The sequence below is a fragment of the Isoptericola sp. NPDC056578 genome (assembly GCF_042793275.1).
Lineage (GTDB): Bacteria > Actinomycetota > Actinomycetes > Actinomycetales > Cellulomonadaceae > Isoptericola.
In genome coordinates this window covers 1-17,704 of record NZ_JBHTVC010000016.1, presented here as the reverse complement: position 1 = coordinate 17,704, position 17,704 = coordinate 1, and the positions used below count along the sequence as shown (strand labels likewise).

15 protein-coding genes are annotated in these 17,704 nt (G+C 76.1%); 11 read left to right on the top strand and 4 right to left on the bottom strand.

What is annotated here, in order from left to right; genetic code table 11:
• Positions 1-10 precede the first annotated feature (10 nt).
• From ACFQ80_RS08575 to ACFQ80_RS08565, 3 genes are all read left to right on the top strand, one after another.
• The gene (locus tag ACFQ80_RS08575; protein ID WP_430551416.1) at positions 11-1,021 is read left to right on the top strand and encodes a DnaJ C-terminal domain-containing protein; all 1,011 of its coding nucleotides are present in this window, start codon (positions 11-13) and stop codon (positions 1,019-1,021) included.
• A 55-nt stretch (positions 1,022-1,076) separates the two neighbouring features.
• The gene (locus ACFQ80_RS08570; RefSeq protein WP_430551415.1) at positions 1,077-1,514 is read left to right on the top strand and encodes a heat shock protein transcriptional repressor HspR; all 438 of its coding nucleotides are present in this window, start codon (positions 1,077-1,079) and stop codon (positions 1,512-1,514) included.
• Positions 1,515-1,680: 166 nt separating this feature from the next.
• Entirely contained in the window at positions 1,681-1,989 is a 309-nt protein-coding gene (locus ACFQ80_RS08565) for a DUF1540 domain-containing protein (RefSeq protein ID WP_430551414.1), read from the top strand.
• Between the two features lie 37 nt (positions 1,990-2,026).
• On the opposite strand, the gene ACFQ80_RS08560 is transcribed toward ACFQ80_RS08565, so the two are convergent.
• Positions 2,027-2,803 (bottom strand): hypothetical protein, encoded by a 777-nt coding sequence (locus ACFQ80_RS08560; RefSeq protein WP_430563344.1) that lies wholly within the window; start codon positions 2,801-2,803, stop codon positions 2,027-2,029.
• A gap of 212 nt (positions 2,804-3,015) precedes the next feature.
• On the opposite strand from ACFQ80_RS08560, the gene ACFQ80_RS08555 reads away from it, so the two are divergent.
• Positions 3,016-6,939 carry a sigma-70 family RNA polymerase sigma factor gene (locus tag ACFQ80_RS08555; protein WP_430563343.1) on the top strand — a complete coding sequence of 1,308 codons (3,924 nt, stop codon included), beginning with the start codon at positions 3,016-3,018 and terminating at the stop codon, positions 6,937-6,939.
• Positions 6,940-6,972: 33 nt separating this feature from the next.
• Here the strand turns inward: ACFQ80_RS08555 and upp are convergent, their stop codons facing one another.
• On the bottom strand, positions 6,973-7,608 hold the full coding sequence (gene upp / locus ACFQ80_RS08550) for a uracil phosphoribosyltransferase (protein ID WP_430551411.1): 636 nt from the start codon (positions 7,606-7,608) through the stop codon (positions 6,973-6,975).
• 57 nt (positions 7,609-7,665) lie between these two features.
• Here upp and ACFQ80_RS08545 point away from each other — a divergent pair, with 57 nt between their 5' ends.
• Genes ACFQ80_RS08545 through ACFQ80_RS08535 form a run of 3 tightly spaced genes read left to right on the top strand, consistent with a single transcriptional unit; the run spans position 7,666 to position 11,547 of the window.
• On the top strand, positions 7,666-8,211 hold the full coding sequence (locus ACFQ80_RS08545) for a nucleoside deaminase (RefSeq protein WP_430563342.1): 546 nt from the start codon (positions 7,666-7,668) through the stop codon (positions 8,209-8,211).
• A 54-nt stretch (positions 8,212-8,265) separates the two neighbouring features.
• Positions 8,266-9,303 (top strand): hypothetical protein, encoded by a 1,038-nt coding sequence (locus tag ACFQ80_RS08540; protein ID WP_430563341.1) that lies wholly within the window; start codon positions 8,266-8,268, stop codon positions 9,301-9,303.
• Between the two features lie 60 nt (positions 9,304-9,363).
• Complete coding sequence (locus tag ACFQ80_RS08535; RefSeq protein WP_430563340.1) at positions 9,364-11,547, top strand: ABC transporter ATP-binding protein; 2,184 nt, start codon at positions 9,364-9,366, stop codon at positions 11,545-11,547.
• Positions 11,548-11,567: 20 nt separating this feature from the next.
• Here ACFQ80_RS08535 and ACFQ80_RS08530 read toward each other — a convergent pair whose 3' ends face one another.
• Positions 11,568-13,175, bottom strand: coding sequence for a phytoene desaturase family protein (locus ACFQ80_RS08530; protein WP_430563339.1), 1,608 nt, complete (start codon positions 13,173-13,175; stop codon positions 11,568-11,570).
• A gap of 111 nt (positions 13,176-13,286) precedes the next feature.
• On the opposite strand from ACFQ80_RS08530, the gene ACFQ80_RS08525 reads away from it, so the two are divergent.
• The 4 genes from ACFQ80_RS08525 to ACFQ80_RS08510 all read left to right on the top strand — a co-directional run bounded on the left by ACFQ80_RS08525 (position 13,287) and on the right by ACFQ80_RS08510 (position 16,628).
• Positions 13,287-14,663, top strand: coding sequence for a sensor histidine kinase (locus ACFQ80_RS08525; RefSeq protein ID WP_430563338.1), 1,377 nt, complete (start codon positions 13,287-13,289; stop codon positions 14,661-14,663).
• Positions 14,651-15,313 (top strand): response regulator, encoded by a 663-nt coding sequence (locus ACFQ80_RS08520; protein WP_430563337.1) that lies wholly within the window; start codon positions 14,651-14,653, stop codon positions 15,311-15,313. The genes ACFQ80_RS08525 and ACFQ80_RS08520 overlap by 13 nt, the downstream gene beginning before the upstream one ends.
• The gene (locus ACFQ80_RS08515; RefSeq protein WP_430563336.1) at positions 15,310-16,203 is read left to right on the top strand and encodes a DUF4097 domain-containing protein; all 894 of its coding nucleotides are present in this window, start codon (positions 15,310-15,312) and stop codon (positions 16,201-16,203) included. Before ACFQ80_RS08520 ends, ACFQ80_RS08515 begins: the two co-directional genes overlap by 4 nt.
• A 65-nt stretch (positions 16,204-16,268) precedes the next feature.
• Positions 16,269-16,628, top strand: a complete 360-nt coding sequence (locus ACFQ80_RS08510) for a hypothetical protein (RefSeq protein ID WP_430563335.1) — start codon at positions 16,269-16,271, stop codon at positions 16,626-16,628.
• Positions 16,629-16,644: 16 nt separating this feature from the next.
• Here ACFQ80_RS08510 and ACFQ80_RS08505 read toward each other — a convergent pair whose 3' ends face one another.
• Positions 16,645-17,553 (bottom strand): NAD-dependent protein deacetylase, encoded by a 909-nt coding sequence (locus ACFQ80_RS08505; RefSeq protein ID WP_430563334.1) that lies wholly within the window; start codon positions 17,551-17,553, stop codon positions 16,645-16,647.
• Between the last annotated feature and the right edge of the window lie 151 nt (positions 17,554-17,704).

Here is a 17,704-nt window from a genome sequence, read left to right as displayed (position 1 = left end):
GGAGGGCGTCGTGACAGGTCAGGACTGGATCGAGAAGGACTTCTACTCCGCTCTCGGCGTCCCCAAGGACGCGGACGACGCGGCCATCAAGAAGGCGTACCGCAAGCTCGCGCGCCAGTACCACCCGGACCAGAACCCGGGAGACGCGTCGGCGGAGGCGAAGTTCAAGGAGATCGGCGAGGCGTACGCCGTGCTGTCCGACTCCGAGCAGCGCCAGCAGTACGACGCCGTGCGCGCCATGGCCGGCGGCGGTGCCCGCTTCGCGGCAGGCCCGGGCGGCGGTGGCGGCAACGGGTTCGAGGACGTCTTCGGCTCGATGTTCGGCGGCGGCGCCGGCCCGAACGTGCGCTACCAGCAGTACCCCCAGGGCGGCGCGGGCGGCGGAGGCTTCGAGGACATCCTCAGCTCCATGCTCGGCGGCCAGGGCGGCTTCCGCAGCGGCGGCCGGCAGCGCGCCGGCTTCACGACTCCGCAGAAGGGCCCGGACGTCGCGGCCGAGACCACGCTGCCGTTCCGCACGGCGGTGGAGGGCGCCACCGTCGAGTTCACGGTGGACGGCCGCAAGGTCAAGACCAAGATCCCCGCCGGCGTGAACGACGGCCGCAAGCTGCGCATCCGCGGCAAGGGGCGTCCCGGCTCGGGCGGCGGCGACGCCGGCGACCTCGTGGTCACCGTGCACGTCGCGCCGCACCCCGTCTTCACGCTCGACGGCACGAACCTGCGCATGACGGTCCCCGTGACCTTCGCGGAGGCCGCGCTGGGCACGACGGTCGAGGTGCCGACGCTCGACGGGCACACCGTGCGGCTCAAGGTGCCGGCGGGCACGCCCACCGGGCGGGTGCTGCGGGTCAAGGGCCGCGGCGTGAGGACCACGAAGACGCAGGGCGACCTGCTGGTCACGGTCCAGGTGGCCGTGCCGCAGAAGCTCAGCAAGAAGGCGAAGGAGGCGCTCGAGGCGTTCGCCGCCGAGAGCGACCACGAGGACGTGCGGGCGGGGCTCGCGCAGCGCGCGGCGGAGTGACGCCGCGGCGAGGCGCGGGCTGACCGGCCGGAGGCACCGAGCGAGGGAGGTAGCGATGGTCACCGAGGACGCGCCGGTGCTGACCGTGTCGCAGGCGGCCCGGCTCGCCGGCATGCACCCGCAGACGCTCCGGCAGTACGACCGCCTCGGGCTGGTCACGCCGCGCCGGACCCCCGGGCGCGGCCGCCGCTACTCCCAGCGCGACGTGGCACGCCTGCTCGAGGTGCAGCGGCTCGCGCAGGTGGAGGGCATCAACCTCGCCGGGATCCGACGGATCCTCGACCTGCAGGAGCACGTCGCCCAGCTCGAGGGCCGGCTCGCGGCGCTCGCGATGCAGCCCGGCGGCCGGGTGTTCACGGCGGGCTCGACGGGCGACGTCGTCGTCGTGCGCCGCGGCCAGCGCGTGCGCCGCGCGGAGCGGTCCGACCTCCGGGCCGACATCGAGGCCGAGGAGGGCGCGCTGGTGCTGTGGCGCCCGCACCGCCGCGGCTGACGTCTTTTCGCAACGCAATTCTTCGCTAATTCATGGTGCAATAGGTAAGGTATTCCTTATTCGATACGCCGTGAATTCGATCCCGCATTCGCTGTGCATTTCCGTGCGAGAGGAATATCGTGGTCGAAGGCGGCGAGAGCCGGCGTCGAGCGGCGAGGAGCGCACCATGAGCACGCTGATGGAGATGCCCGAGGTCACCGAGTGCACCGTCGAGGGCTGCGGCTACAACCACGACCACGGCTGCCACGCCGGGGCGGTGACGATCGCGGGGCACAGCGGCGACGCGGCGTGCGCCACCTTCATCCCGCTGAGCGCGAAGGGCGGCCTCGAGAAGGTCGTGGCCCACGTGGGCGCGTGCCAGCGCGGCGACTGCGTCCACAACACCGACCTCGAGTGCGCGGCGTCGGCCATCCGCGTCGGCCCCGGCCCGGACGACGAGAGCCACGCCGACTGCCTCACGTACGCCCAGCACTGACGCGGCACCTGACCGGGGCCGTGCCGGGCCGGTACGGCTAGCGGGCCAGCTGCGTCAGCAGCTCGACGGCGGCGGCGTGCGACGTCGGGAGGCGCTCCACCCACACCCGGGTGGGGCGCCTCAGCGCGTCTCCGAGGCCCATGAGCGCGGCGTTGCGCTCCACCACCCCGCGGGTGGCCTTGGCCAGGTCGGGCACCCCCGTGTCGCGCCGCGCGAGCACGACGAACACGCCGTCGGTGAGGGCGGCCATCGGGTGGCCCTCGCCGTAGACCTGCTCGAGGGCGCGGCCGACTGTCGCGGAGCGTGCGGCGCGGTCCCACGGGGCGAGCCCGTCGACGGCGACGTCGACGACGACGAGGCAGTGCGTGTCCGGCACGTCCTGGTCGGCGCCGACGGCGGCGCCGTAGGTCTCCCGCAGCCGCTCGGCCAGGTACTCGCGGGTGGGGAGCCCGGAGCTGGGGTCGCGCAGGGCGCCGAGCGCCGGCTCGGCGTCGCGGCCGCGCACCCACCCGACGGCGACGGCGCGGACCGCGTCGGGGTCGGCCGGGTGGTGGGCGGAGCGGTACAGGCACTCGAGGTCGTCCAGCGTCTCGCCCAGGCCAACGCCGGCCCGTCCGCGCGCGGCGCCGAGCCGGTGGGCGGCGGCGTGGGGGGACCGGCCGTCGTCGAACGCCTCGACGAGGGCGTCCACGGCGGGGTGGTACCAGTCGTCCGGACGCAGCCATACCTCGGCGAGGCTCGTCGCGCGCCAGCGGTCGATCACGTCCGAGACGTGCTCGGGCGCGTCGGGGGGCCCGCTCGTGGACCGGTTCATGATGAAGGGACCGCCATGGGCAGCCATCATGACGCAGTTGTGGCCGACTTTCATCGGTAGGTGCCCCGGGATAGCCCTCTCCGCTGCCTGAGGCACGGAATCCCGCGGATCTCGGCCCAAAGTTCACCCCGCGAGCAGGTGCTCCCGGCGCGTAAAGTACGGGGGTCTGCGTGTGGCCTTCGCGCAGCATCGGGTGCAGAGCGAGGTCGGCCATGACGGACGTCTACGTGGGGTCGGACGACTCGGCGCGCAGTGACGCCGAGCTGATCCTCGACGTGCGCGGTGGGGACCTCGAGGCGTTCGGGGCCCTCTACACCCGGCACCTCCCGGCGGCGCGGGCCGTGGCCCGGCAGTACGTCCGGTCGGCGGCCGACGCGGACGACCTGGTCTCCGAGGCGTTCCACCGCGTGCTCGACGTGCTCCAGCACGGCGGCGGCCCGGACGCGACGTTCCGGGCCTACCTGCTCACCGTCGTGCGGCGCCTCGCCGCCGACCTCGCGCGGGGCGTGAAGCGCACCCGCCCGACGTCCGACGACGGCACGTTCGAGGCCGCGCTCGGCCTGGTCGACCCCACCGACGTCGCGACGTTCGAGGGCTTCGAGCACTCCGTCGTGAAGAACGCCTACCAGGCGCTGCCGGAGCGCTGGCAGGCCGTGCTCTGGTACACGGAGATCGAGGGGCGCGCGCCGGCGGAGGTGGCCCCGATCCTCGGCCTGACCCCCAACGGCGTGTCCGCGCTCGCCTACCGCGCCCGAGAGGGGCTGCGGGTCGGCTACCTGCAGGAGCACCTCACGCACGCGCCCACCGACGGCTGCCGGGTGGTGAACCCGCTGCTCGGCGCGTACGTGCGCGGCGGCCTCGCCCGGCGCGAGGTCGCGAAGGTCGACGCGCACCTCGAGACGTGCGGGGAGTGCCGGTCCCTCGTGCTCGAGCTCGGGGACATCGCGCACGGCATGCGGGCGGTCGTGGCGCCGCTGATCGTCGGGATCGCGGGCCTCGCCGTCGTGGGAGCGCTACCCATCGGTGGCGCCCTGGGCGGGGCCGTCGCGACCGGGAGCGTGGGGGCCGGCAGCGCCGTGGGCGCCGGGAGCGCCGGGAGCGTGGGGGCCGTCGCGGGCAGCAGCACGGCCGCGTCGGGCACCGTCGGCACCGCCACGGTCGGGAGCGCGGGCATCACCGGTGGCGCGGGCGTCACGGGAGGTGCCGCCGGCACGACGGCGGCAGCGACGGCGGGCACGACGGCAGGCGCGACCGCCGGCACCACGGCAGCAGGTGCCGCCACGGCGACCGCCGCCACCGCGGGCACGACGGCCGCCGCGACGGCGGGCACGGCCGCCGCGGTCGGTACGGCGAGCGTCGCCGCGGCGGCGAGCGCGGTCGCCGTCGCGACCGTCGGGGTCGTCACGGTGCTCAACGCGCTCGGCGGCGGCGACGAGCCGCCGGCGGTGCCGCCGGCGCCGGTGACCGTCCAGGGCGCACCGTGGACCCCGCCCGGGGAGCAGCCCGGCGAGGGTGCGGTGCAGCCCGCCGAGGACGATGCCGCCGACCCGCCGGAGCCCACCGCCGACCCGACGAGCCCGGTCAACCTGCTCGGCACCACGCTCTTCGCCCCCGTCGCGGACCTCACGGTCACGGCCGCCGCGGCGCCGCTCGAGCCCCGCGCGCCGCAGTCCCTGGTGCTCACCGTCGGCAACACGGGGAAGGCGGCGGCGAGCGCGACGGTCGTCGAGGTCGCGCTGCCGGATGGCGTCGACCTGGCGACGCCGCAGGCGCCGGCGGGCGCGGCCCTCGGCGACGTGCTCGCCGCCGACGCCCTGTCGTGCACCCCGGGGGACACCACCGGGAGGACGGCGCGCTGCACCGTCGGCACGCTCGAGCCGGGCGCGACCCGCGACGTCTCGGTGCCGGTGCGCGCCCACTCCGGCGGCAGCTACGCGATCGGTGTCGCGGTCTGGGCCGACGGCGTGGGGCGGGAGAACATCGCCCTGCCTCCCACCACCGTGCGGCCCTACGGCGCGGAGCTCACGGCCTCGAGCGGCGACGCCGTCCCGGTCTCGAACCCGGGCGCGGCCTGGGTGCCCGTCGCGGTGCGGAACACCGGCGACCAGCCGGCCGCCGCCTGGTCGGTGCAGCTGGGCGTGCCCGCGGGGCTGCGGCCGGTCACGACCGACGGCGACCTCGTGTGCGTGCCCGGCACGGGCGACTCCGCGGCCGGCGCCGTCTGGACCTGCGTGGCCCGGCCCGACGCAGCGCCGCTGGCGCCGGGCGAGCAGCGGACGGTCCGGCTGCGCGTCGTGGCGGACGGCTCCGCCGCGCCGGGCCCGATGACGGTCTCCGCCGCACCCCAGCTGCCGGGATCCCCGCACACGGTGGGCGGCAACGCGGCGGTGACGGTGGCGCAGTCGTGGGCGGGCGCGGCCTCGGGGGCGCGCGCGGTCGAGGCCCGCTGCACCGCCGTCGGCGGCGTGAGCACGGCCTCCTCCGTGGTCGAGGGCACGTACGTCAACCTCACCGACCAGAGCCTCGCGGTGCGGCTCGACGCCGCCGGCGACACCGCCGCGGCGGCGCAGGAGGTCGCGCCCGGCGCGTCGGTCACCGTGCAGGTGCCGGACGGGCTCCGGGTCCCCGCGGGGGCCGCCACGTGGACGGTCGCGACGACCCTCGGCGGCGAGACCTACCGCACCACCGTGCCCGCCGGGACGCACGGTTCCGCGGAGTGCTACGACCCGAGCTGGGCCGTGTCGAAGTCCGCCGAGACCGTGAACGCCGACGGCCGCCTGCAGGTGCGCGGCACGCTGACCAACACCAGCGACGAGTCGATGCGGGTCGGGATGACCGCGGCCGGCGTCAGCACCGAGCAGAAGCGGCTCGCGCCGGGGGAGAGCGCCACCTTCGTCGCCGCCACGGACCGCTCGTCGCTCTCCGCGGGCGCCGCCGAGTTCCAGCTGTACCGCTGGGTGGCCGACCGCGACGGCGACGAGCCCGCGCAGGGCGTGGTGCCCGCCGTCGCCCCGACGGCGTCGTACTCCGCTGCGACGCTCGCGCCCGCCGTCGGCGGGCCGGTGACGCTCGCCGCGACCGAGTGCCGGTTCGACGAGTCCGCCGACACGTCGTGGCGCACCGTCACCGTCCCCGTGGACAACAGCGCCTCCACGCACGCGGTGCGGTTCGCGGTGGCCGACGGGGCGGGCGACGGTCGTGCCGCGACGGTCGCGGCCGGCGCCACGGGCACCCTCACGGTGTCCGTGCCGTGGGGCACCCGCAGCCTGGCGGTCACCGCCGACGGGCGCGACCTCGCCACGGTGGACGTGCCCGGCTTCGAGAGCTGCGCCACCGTGACCTGGCCCGGGTCGGTGGACGTGGCCGTCAGCACGCGGTGCGTGGAGGACCGGGCCCAGGTGGTGGTCGACGTGCGCAACGGTGGCGGCGTGCCCTGGAAGGCGCGCCTCGCGGGCGGCGGCGACGACACCTCCGTCGAGCCCGGCTCCGGCGCCAGGCTCACGACGGCTCCCGCAGGGCTGACGGCGGAGGCCGGCCACGTCACGGTGCGGCTCTCCCGCGAGATCGAGCAGCGCACGCGGTCGGTCGAGCGGCCCTTCGAGCACGACGCAGTGTCGTGCGTCGTCGTCGACCCGCAGGCGCGGCTGGACCCGGGTGCCGTGCAGGTGGAGAAGGAGCGCGGGCGCTCGACGTCCACCCGGGCGGTGTCGGTGGTGCTGGACAACACCGGCTCCTCGGTCCCGCAGGACTTCGCGGTGCGCGGGTCGAACGGCGCGTCCGTCGACGTGACCGTGCCCGCCCGGCAGAGCCTGACCGCTGACGGCGGCACCGTGCGGGGGCGTGACGGTGCCACCTACACCGTGGGCGCCGGCGACTGGTCCGTCGAGCTCGCCGTCGAGCCCTTCACGGGCACGACCGGCTGGTGCGCCGCCCGGGTCCGCTGGGGCGGCGGGTACGAGGTGGGCGACGTCGCCTCGTGGCACGGCGCGAACTACCGCTACGTCGGGCGCGGTGCCCAGGAGAAGGCCGAGGAGAAGGCCCAGGAGAAGGCCCAGAAGCGCCAGGACGGGGACCGCGGCCGGGGCCACGGGTGGGGCCGGGCCTGGGAGCGGGTCGGGGACTGCGAGTACCGCTGAGCCGGTCCCCGGGACGCCCCGGGCCGGGACGCGTCAGACGATGCCGTACAGCCGGTCCCCGGCGTCGCCGAGGCCGGGCACGATGTACTTCTGGTCGTTGAGCCGCTCGTCGACGGCGGCGACGACGATCTGGACGTCCACCCGCGAGCCGATCGCCTCCTCGAGGACCTTCAGCCCCTCGGGCGTGGCCAGCAGGCACACGGCGGTGACGTCGCGGGCGCCGCGCTCCAGCACGTAGTCGATGGCCGCGACGAGCGTGCCGCCGGTGGCGAGCATCGGGTCGAGCAGGAAGACCTGCCGGTCGGTGAGGTCGTCGGGCAGGCGGTTCGCGTAGGTGACGGCCTCGTACGTGGACTCGTCGCGCTGGAGGCCGAGGAAGCCGACCTCCGCCGTCGGGATCATCCGCGTCATGCCCTCGAGCATCCCCAGCCCGGCGCGCAGGATCGGCACCACGATGGGGCTCGGGTCGCTGAGGCGCACGCCCGTGGTCGTGGTGACCGGGGTGCGGATCTCCTTCGGCTCCGTGCGCACGTGCCGCGTCGCCTCGTAGGCGAGCAGGGTCACGAGCTCGTCGACGAGGAGACGGAACGTCGCCGACGGGGTCTTCTCGTCGCGGAGGACGGTGAGCTTGTGGTCCACCAGCGGGTGGTCGGCGACGTGCAGGCGCATGGCCCCACGGTACCGGCGCGAGGGCCCGGGGCACGTCCCGCGGCTAGCCTGGGCCCTGTGACGTCCGACGCCGTCCCCGGCCCCGCAGGCTCCGGCCTCGCGCTGCCCTGGGCGGACGGCGAGTTCCCGCCGCACACCGTCAGCCGGCGTCGTGCGGTGTGGGACGCGCTCATGGGGCTGGCGCTGCACGAGGCGTCGCACGCGCTGGCCAGCGACGACGTGCCGGTGGGCGCGCTCGTCGTCGACGCGGACGGCCGGCTCGTCGGGCTCGGGCGCAACCGGCGCGAGGAGACCGGGGACCCGACGGCGCACGCCGAGGTGCTCGCGCTGCGGCAGGCCGCCACCACGCGCGGCGAGTGGCGGCTCGAGGGCTGCACGCTCGTCGTCACGCTCGAACCGTGCGTCATGTGCGCGGGCGCGCTCGTCGCGGCGCGCGTGCAGCGGCTCGTCCTCGGCGCCTGGGACCCGAAGGCCGGCGCCACGGGCTCCGTCTGGGACCTCGTGCGCGACCAGCGCGCCAACCACGCGGTCGAGGTGGTCGGCGGGGTGCGTGAGGACGAGTGCGGGGGAATCCTGCGAGACTTCTTCGAGTCCCGCCGCTGACGACGACGCGCGTGCGGGCCGATGAGTCCCCACGACGACGGAGGTCAGCAGGGCATGGACACGACGGCACCCCTCTCGGACGCGGCGGAGGGCTCGACGACGGCGCCGACCCTCGCGGACTACGCCCGCCACAGCGCCTTCTCCGACCCGGGCCCGCACGCCGACCTGCTCCGTGCAGTCGGCCCGGACCCGGCGAGCGCCGGCGCCGCGGCGTGCGCGACGATCGTGCACTACCGCGCCGGGAACCCGGAGCTCACCGACGAGCAGTCCGCGGACATCGACCGCCGCTGGCTGTCCTCGATCCTCGACGGCGCCGTCGCCCGGCAGGCCGGTCCGCTGGCCGCGCCCCGCGACCACGCCCGGCAGGTGGCCGGCTGCTGCCGCGACCACACGCTGTTCGCGCTCGGGGTGCTGCGCCAGCACGGCGTGCCCGCCCGGTCGCGGATCGGGTTCGCGGGGTACTTCGAGCCGCCGTTCTTCCACGACCACGTGGTGGTGGAGCACTGGGCCGAGGGGGAGGACGACGGCGCGGGGCGGTGGGTGCGCTGGGACCCGGAGCTGACCCCGGACGGGCCGTGGGACTTCGACGTGCGCGACATGCCGACCGGGCCGGCGTCGCCGTTCCCCACCGCGGCGGAGGTGTGGCAGGCCATCCGCGCCGGGGAGGTCGACCCGGCGTCGTACGGCGTCGCGCCGGGGATCCCTGAGCTGGGCGGCCGGGACTTCGTGCGCGGCTACGTGCTGCTCGAGCTGGCGCACCGGATGCGCGACGAGGTGCTGCTGTGGGACGTGTGGGGCGCGACGCCCGACGACGTCCCCGGCGTCACCGAGCTCTGGGCGCACGAGGCGCGGGCGGACGGCGCCGAGCCGTCGTCCGAGCCGACGTCCGACGAGCTGGACGCGCTGGCCGACGAGGTCGCCGCGCTGCTCGTGGCGGCCGACGCGGGGGACACCTCGGCGGAGGCGGCGCTCGCGGACCGCTACGCCGGCCGGTGGGCCGCGCGCGGACGGGTCACGACGCTCTCGCCCACCGGGAGAGTCGGGATCACGGACCTGGCGAGCCGCACCACGCGGTGGGCCGCGACCTCCTGACGCCACCCGACCCGTCCAGCACCCCGCGCGCCCCGGCGGGTCGCGCGTGAGCATGGGCAGATGGCCGACCCCGGAAGCTCCGCGTCCGCCGCCCCGTCGTCACCGGCCCGCACGGGCCCGATCGCCGGGACGCCCGACCAGCCCGTGCTGCGCCGCATCGCCGCGCTGCTCGCGCCGTACAAGGCCCAGCTGGTGCTGGTCGCGGTGGCGGTGGTGGCGGCCGCCGCGCTGACGAGCGTCGCGCCGTTCCTCACCCGCGCGGTGTTCGACGACGCGCTGTTCCCGACCGACCCCGCGGGCCAGGTGGGCGAGCCCGACCTGAGGCTGCTGGCCTGGCTCGTGGCCGGGCTGGTGGCGATCCCGATGGTGAGCGCGCTGATCGGCGTCGGGCAGACGTACCTCACCACCCGGATCGGCAACGGCGCGATGGCGGACCTGCGCGTGGCGCTGTTCGAGCACCTGGAGAAGATGGAGCTCGCGTTCTTCACCTCCACCCGCACCGGCGACATCCAGTCGCGGCTCGCGAACGACGTCTCCGGCGTGCGCAACGTGCTCACCTCGACGGCGACGTCGATCCTGCAGAACGTCGTCACGGTGGCCGCCGCGTTCGTGTCGATGCTGCTGCTGAGCTGGCAGCTGACGATCATCACGCTGGTGCTCATGCCCGTGTTCGTGGTGATCCAGGTGCGGGTGGGGCGGCGGCGCAAGCGGCTCCAGCGCCGCACGCAGGAGTCGCTGAGCGAGATGACGGCCATCACCGAGGAGTCGCTCGGCGTCTCGGGCGTGCTGCTGGCGAAGGTGTTCAACCGGTCCGACGTCGAGGTGGCGCGCTACCGGCGGGAGAACCGCCGCCAGACGCGGCTCCAGGTGAAGAACGCGATGACCGGGCAGACGTTCTTCTCGATCGTCTCCACGTTCTTCGGCCTGACGCCGGCGATCGTGTACCTGGTGGCGGGGCTGCTCATCAACGGCGGCACCCTCATCGGCGGGGAGGTGCTCACCGCCGGCACGATCGTCGCGTTCACGACGCTGCAGTCGCGGCTCCAGCAGCCGCTCGTGGGCCTCATGCGCGTCACGCTCGACGTGCAGACGTCGTTCGCGCTGTTCTCGCGGCTGTTCGAGTACCTGGACCTCGAGCCCGCCATCACCGACCGGCCGGACGCGCGGGTGCTCGACAAGGCCGCCACGCGCGGCGAGGTGGAGCTGCGCGACGTGTGGTTCCGCTACCCCGAGGCGCGGGACGTCTCCGCGCCGCCGGCGCGGCCGGGCGGCGGACCGCGCCCGGCCGGGCGGCGCTCCGGGCGGGGGTACCGCGCGCTCGAGGTGCCCGTCGTCGCGACGCTCACCGACCCCGCCGCCACCTACGTGATGTCCGCGGCGTCGGCGCCCGGGCTGGCCGCGGCGGTGCCCGTCGAGGACGACCCGCCGTCGCACGACCGCCCGGCGGGCACGGGCGGCGACGCCGAGGGCTGGGCCCTGCAGGGCGTGTCGCTGCGGGTGCGGCCGGGCCAGCTCGCCGCGCTGGTGGGGCCGTCGGGCTCGGGCAAGACGACGCTCACGTACCTGGTGCCGCGGCTGCACGAGGTGACGCGCGGCGCGGTGCTGGTCGACGGCACGGACGTGCGGGACGTGACGCTCGGCAGCCTCGCCGACGTCGTCGGGATGGTGACGCAGGAGCCGTACCTGTTCCACGGCACGATCACGGAGAACCTGCGCTACGCGCGCGCCGACGTCACGGACGCGGAGATCGTGGAGGCGTGCCGCGCGGCGAACATCCACGACCGGATCATGAGCTTCGCCGACGGGTACGAGACGGTGACGGGGGAGCGGGGCTTCCGGCTGTCGGGCGGGGAGAAGCAGCGGCTGTCGATCGCCCGCGTGCTCATCAAGGACCCGCGGATCCTCATTCTCGACGAGGCGACGTCGGCCCTCGACACCGCCACCGAGCGCCTCGTGCAGGGGGCGCTGGAGCGGGCGATGGCCGACCGCACCACGTTCGCTGTCGCGCACCGGCTGAGCACGATCATGAACGCCGACGTGATCTTCGGGATCGCCGACGGCCGCCTCGTCGAGCACGGCACGCACGCCGAGCTGCTGGAGCGCGGCGGGCTGTACGCGCGGCTCTACGCGGAGCAGTTCGGCGGCGGCACGGTGGAGGCGCGGCTCGAGGACTGCGTGCGGTTCGCCGACGGGACCACGATCCCGCGCCGCGGCATGCACCCGCGCCCGGACGTGCGCGTCTGAGGTCCCGACCGGGACGCGGGCTACAGCGCCGGGACGCGGACGCCGAAGACGTCGCGCAGCGCGCGCCGCGCGGCGTGCCAGCCGCCCATGCCGTGCACGCCGGGGCCCGGAGGGGTCGACGCCGAGCAGACGTACACGCCTCCGGCCACGCGGTAGGGGTTCGCGCGGGGCGTGGGGCGCGCCAGGATCTGCCACATCGTCGCGGCGCCGGCGGAGATGTCCCCGCCGACGTAGTTCTGGTTGTGCTCCGCCATCGCGGCGGCGGGGATCGCGCGCGCACCGACGACGACGTCGCGGAACCCCGGCGCGAAGCGTTCGATCTGCGCGGTGACGGTGTCCGTGACGTCGACGTCGGACCCGGCGGGCACGTGCGTGTACGCCCACAGGGGGCGCAGCTCGCCGTCGCCGGACACGACGCGACGGGACGCGTCGACGACCGTCGGGTCGCTGACCAGGCACAGCGGGTGGTCGGCGTGCCGGCCGGCGGCGACCGCGTTCTCGGCCGCGGCCATCTCCGCCCGGGTGCCGCCCACGTGCACGGTGCCGGCCCGGCCGACCTCCGGGTCCGCCCAGGGCACCGGGCCGGACAGCACGTAGTCCACCTTGGCGGCCGCGTTGCCGTACCGGAACCCTCCCAGCGCGCGGCGCAGGCCCGGCGGGACGGCGGGGCCCAGCACGTCGAGCAGGGTGCGCGGCGTCGTGTCGAACAGGACGGCGCGGGCGGCGGGCAGGTCCGCCGGGGTGCGTACCCGGTGACCCGTCACGACCGTGCCCCCGTGCGCCTCCAGGTCGGCGACGAGCGCCGCCACGATCGCCCCGGACCCGCCGCGCGGGACGGGCCAGCCGCCGTCGAACCCGCGAGGTCGAGGCGAGCGCCCGAGGTCGAGGTCCGGGGCATCGACCTCGGGCGCCCTGCCTCGACCTCGGCGCGCGGGGGTGGCGTGGGCGAGGGCGCCGAGCAGCAGCGAGGTGCCGGCGGCGGACAGCGACGGCAGCCGGGTGATGGTGTGCGCGGCCACGCCGGTGAGCAGCGCGGGCGCGGCCTCGCCGGAGAACCGGCCGTCCCAGGCCGCCGTGCCCTGCTCGAGCAGCGCCAGGGCGAACCGGACGGCGCCGGCCGTGGCCCGCAGGGGCGAGCCGCCGTCGAGCACGCCGGGCGGCACGGACCGGTGGTCGCCCATCGCGACGGCGACGACGGCCTCCCACTGCTCGGCCAGCGGGCCGAGCAGGGAGCGCCAGGCGGCGCCGTCGGGTCCCAGGCGCTCGGCCGTGCGCTCCAGGTCGTGGTACGCCACGGCGGCCCGGCCTCCGGGCAGCGGCTGCGCGTAGGACACCTCGGGCGTGAGGAGCTCGACGCCGTGCGCCCGCAGGTCGAACGCGCGGAAGAACGGGGACGCCCACGCCATCGGGTGCACCGCCGAGCACACGTCGTGCACGACGCCGGTGGGCAGCCCCGCGAACAGGTCGCCGTGCTCGCCGCCGGGCTCGTCACCGGGCGCGAGGGTGCGTGCCCCGCCGCCGACGGTCGTGTTGGCCTCCAGGACCGTCACCGACAGCCCGGCCCGGGCGAGGGTGACGGCGGCGGCGAGGCCGTTGGGGCCCGAACCGACCACGACCGCGTCCAGCATGCTGCCTCCCTCCGGCCGCCGCCGCGCGTCCTCCGGCGTGGGGTTTCCCCACCGTGACGACGTGGGTGCGCTGGCTGTCCGGCCGATCCCTCGCAGCCTAGTCTCGAGGTCATGACCAGCACGGACGCCGCCTCCGGCGGCGTGGACGCCGCCCCGGCCCTGAGCTCGCGGGCCGCGCTGCTGCGTGCGCCGGTCGACCCGGCCACGGGCCGCGCCGTCGCGCAGCTCGCCGTGGGGACGGTGTGGCTGGCGAGCGCCGGCGTGGTCGTGTGGGTGCTGGTCCTGGTGTCGTCGGCCCTCGTGCCGGTCCTCGGTCTCGGGCTGCTCGCGCTCGGCGTGACGCTGCCCGCCGCCCGCTGGTTCGCCGCGCTCGAGCGGGAGCGGCTCGCCGCCCAGACCGGCGTCGTCGTGCCGGGGCCGCCGCTCGGCGCGGCCGGGCTGCCGCGGTCGTGGGCCGCCCTGCGGGGCACGTTGCGCGACGGGCGGGCGTGGGCGGCCGCGGGGTACGCGTTCGTCGCGATGCTCCTGTCCGTGGCCTTCCTCGCCGCGGTCGTGGCCCTCGTCGCGGGCGCGGTCGCGCTCGTCGTCGTGATGGCGCGCGGCGGGGTCGGCGCCGTCGGCGGCGAGCCCGGCATCGCGTGGCCGGTCGCGCTGGTCGGCGGCGCCGTCGGGGCCGTGCTGCTGCTGTGGCTCGGGGCGGCCGTCGCCCAGGCGGGCACGGCCCTCGTCCTGGCGCTGGCGCGGGCGTGCCTCGGCCCGTCCGCGACGGACCTCGCCCGGGCCCGGGCACGCGACGCGGAGCACGCGGCGACGGCGGCGGCCGAGCGGGCCGCCGTCCTCACCGAGACGCGGTCCCAGGCCGTCGCGGCCGCCGACGCCGAGCGGCGGCGCATCGAGCGGGACCTGCACGACGGCGCCCAGCAGCGGCTCGTCGCGCTCGGGGTGGAGCTCGGCGTCGCCCGCCGGCTCGCCGACCGCGACCCGGCCGCGTCCGCCGCGGCCCTCGAGCACGCGCACGGCGAGGTGAAGGCGACCCTCGCCGAGCTGCGCGACCTCGTGCGCGGCATCCACCCCGCCGTCCTGTCCGACCGGGGGCTCGACGCCGCCCTGTCCGCGCTGGCGGCGCGCAGCCCCGTGCCCGTGCGGGTCGAGGCGTCCCCCGACGTCGCGCGGGCCGGCTCCGCGGCGCAGGCCGCGGCCTACTTCGTCGTCGCCGAGGCGCTGACCAACGTGGCCAAGCACGCCGACGCGCGCTCCGTCCGGGTGCGCGCCGACGTCGTGGACGACGGTGCGGGCGACGGGTGGAGCGACGGCGCCCGACTGCGCGTCGTCGTCGAGGACGACGGCCGGGGCGGCGCGGAGCCGTCGCCCGGCAGCGGCCTCGCCGGGCTGCGCGGGCGGGTCGCCGCGCTCGACGGCGTCTTCGACCTCGACAGCCCGCCCGGCGCGGGCACCCGACTGACCGTGGAGGTGCCGTGCGCATCGTGATCGCCGAGGACTCCGTGCTCCTGCTGGACGGGCTGACCCGGCTGCTCGCCGCCGAGGGCCACACGGTGACCGGCCACCGCACGGCGGACGAGCTCGTCGCCGCCCTGTCGCGACCCGGCGCCGCGCTGCCCGACCTGCTCGTCACCGACGTGCGGATGCCGCCGTCGCACACCGACGAGGGCCTGCGCGCCGCGCTGCACCTGCGCAGCCTGCACCCGGACCTGCCGATCCTCGTGCTGTCGCAGTACGTGGAGCAGCGGTACGCGTCCGAGCTGCTGGCCCGCGGCGCGCACGCCCTCGGGTACGTCCTCAAGGACCGGGTGGCCGACGTCGACGCGTTCCTCGACGCCGTCGACCGCGTGGCCGGCGGCGGCACCGTCATCGACCCCGAGGTGGTCACGCAGGTCATCGCCCGCAGCCGCCGCTCCGACCTGGACCGGCTCACGCGCCGCGAGCGGGAGGTGCTCGCGCTCATGGCCGAGGGCCGCTCCAACACAGCGATCGCGGACCGCCTCGTCGTCGGGATGCCCGCCGTCGAGAAGCACGTCACCAGCATCCTCACCAAGCTCGGGCTGCCGCCCGACGCCGACGACAACCGCCGCGTGCTCGCCGTGCTGCGGTGGCTCGACGAGAACGGAGCACGACCATGACCTCCACCGGACCAGCCCCCGGACCAGCCACCGGACCAGCCCCCGTGCCCGCCCCGCCGGCCCCGCAGGAGCCGCACCGCGGCCCCGTCGGGCGCGCGCTGCTCGTCACCGGCGTCGTCGTCGGGCTGCTCGCCGTGGCCTGGGGCGCGCTGTTCCTCGTGGACCGGGCGGTCGCGACCACGACCACGCAGCACGAGACGTACGCCGCGGTCGGCACGGTCGAGCTGGTCGCGGACGGCGACGTGACCGTCAAGGCCGCCGACGGCGGCGGCACCGGCGGGAGGGTCGAGGTCGACCGGATCGCACGACAGGGCCTCACGAGCCCCACGTACCGCGCCGACGACGGGGCCGACCGGCTGGTCGTCACCCACGAGTGCCGGCGCTGGCAGTGGATCCCGGGCCGGTGCGCGGGGGAGCTCGCCGTCACCCTCCCCGCCGACACGACGCTGGTGGTGCGCACGTCCAACGGGGACGTCGTGGCCGCGGGCGTGGTGGGCGACACGGAGCTGCGGTCGAGCAACGGCGACGTCGCGGCGTCCGCCACCGGGCGCCTGGACGCCGGCTCCAGCAACGGCGACGTCCTCGTCGACCGGGCCGCAGGTGACGTCGTCGCGGCGTCGTCGAACGGGTCGATCGAGGTGACGGGGGTCGAGGGCAGCCTCGACGCGGACACCAGCAACGGCCGGGTCGACGTCTCCGGCGTGACCGGCGACGTCCGGGCCGAGTCCAGCAACGGCGACGTCACCGTCGTCGGGGACGGCGAGCCCGTGCGGCTCACGATCGAGACGTCGAACGGGGAGCAGACCACCGAGGGGCCCACGGACCCGGACGCCGACCGCGCCGTGGAGGTCCGGTCGTCCAACGGGGACGTCGCCTACCTGGTGCGCTGACGCGGGCCTGATGCGGGCCCTGATGTGGGCCCGGCGTCGCCGCGCGGCGGATATCGTCGTCGGCCATGGGGATCTTCTCGCGCCGGACGCCGGCCTCGTCCGGCCCTGCCGAGCCGTTCGAGCTGCTGGTCGACACCGTCTTCGCCGTCCCGACGCGGGGCCACGTGCTCACCGGCACCGTGACGTCCGGGCGGGTGCGCACCGGCCAGGCCGCGGTGCTGCACCTGCCGACGGGGGAGCACGCCGTGACCGTCACGCGGATCGACGTGCGGCGCCGCAAGGCCGACGTGGCCGAGGCGGGAACCGAGGCCGCCGTCTACCTCGGCGGGCTGGGGCGTGGTGCGCTGCCGGTCGTCCCGGGCGGCGACGGCAGCCTGATCGACGCCGAGGGCGTCAAGGGCTCGCGGCTGGTCGCGGCCCGGTAGCCGCAGCCCGTCGCCGTCAGAGCCGGTCGGCCAGCGCGACGAGGGTCTCGGTGACGCCGTCGTCCACCTTGAGCGTGGCGAGCGGGTCGCCGCGCGTCTCGCCGCGGTTGACGATGACCACCGGCTTGTCGGCCTTGGCCGCGTGCCGCACGAACCGCAGGCCGCTCATCACGGTGAGCGACGTGCCCGCCACGAGCAGGGCGTCGGCGTCGTCCACCAGCGCGTACGCGCGCTGCACCCGCTCGCGCGGCACGTTCTCGCCGAAGTACACGATCTCCGGCTTGAGCACCCCGCCGCAGAACTCGCACGCGGCCGGGACGAAGTGGCTCGTCTGCTCGATGACGGCGTCCGCGTCCGGCGCGGTCTCGATGTCCGCGACGGTCGCCCCGTCGTCGAGCACCGACTCGACGAAGCCCGGGTTGAGCGCGTCCAGCCGTTCCGCGAGGTGCGCGCGGCTGATGACGCGCCCGCACTGCAGGCAGATCACCCGGTCGTAGCGGCCGTGCAGGTCGATGACGTGCCGCGAGCCGGCGTCCTCGTGGAGCAGGTCCACGTTCTGCGTGATGACGCCGCGCACCACCCCGCGCTCCTCCAGCCGCGCGAGGGCGCGGTGCCCCGCGTTCGGCTCCGTGCGGTGCACCACCTGCCAGCCCACGTGGTTGCGGGCCCAGTAGTGGCGGCGGAACGCCTCGTCGGCGACGAACTGCTGGTAGGTCATCGGCGCGCGCTTCGGCGAGTCCGGGCTGCGGTAGTCCGGGATGCCCGAGTCGGTGGACACGCCCGCGCCCGTCAGCGCGGTGACCGTGCTGTCCTGGAGCAGGCGGACCGCGTCGTCGATCGTGCCGTGGTGCACGACGGCGTCGGGCGGGAGCTCCCACCGCCGGTCCTGGTACGTCGGGGCGAGCGGGCGGGGCACGGGTTGCACGCCTTCGAGCGTACGACGGCGCGGCCGGGCCCACCCGGTCCCGCGAGGTAGCACGAGGTCCCGCGAGGTAGCACGAGGTCCCGCGAGGTAGTCCAGATCCCGCCGAGGTAGTTCTGACGCGAGCTCGGGACTACCTCGGCGGGGTCTGGAC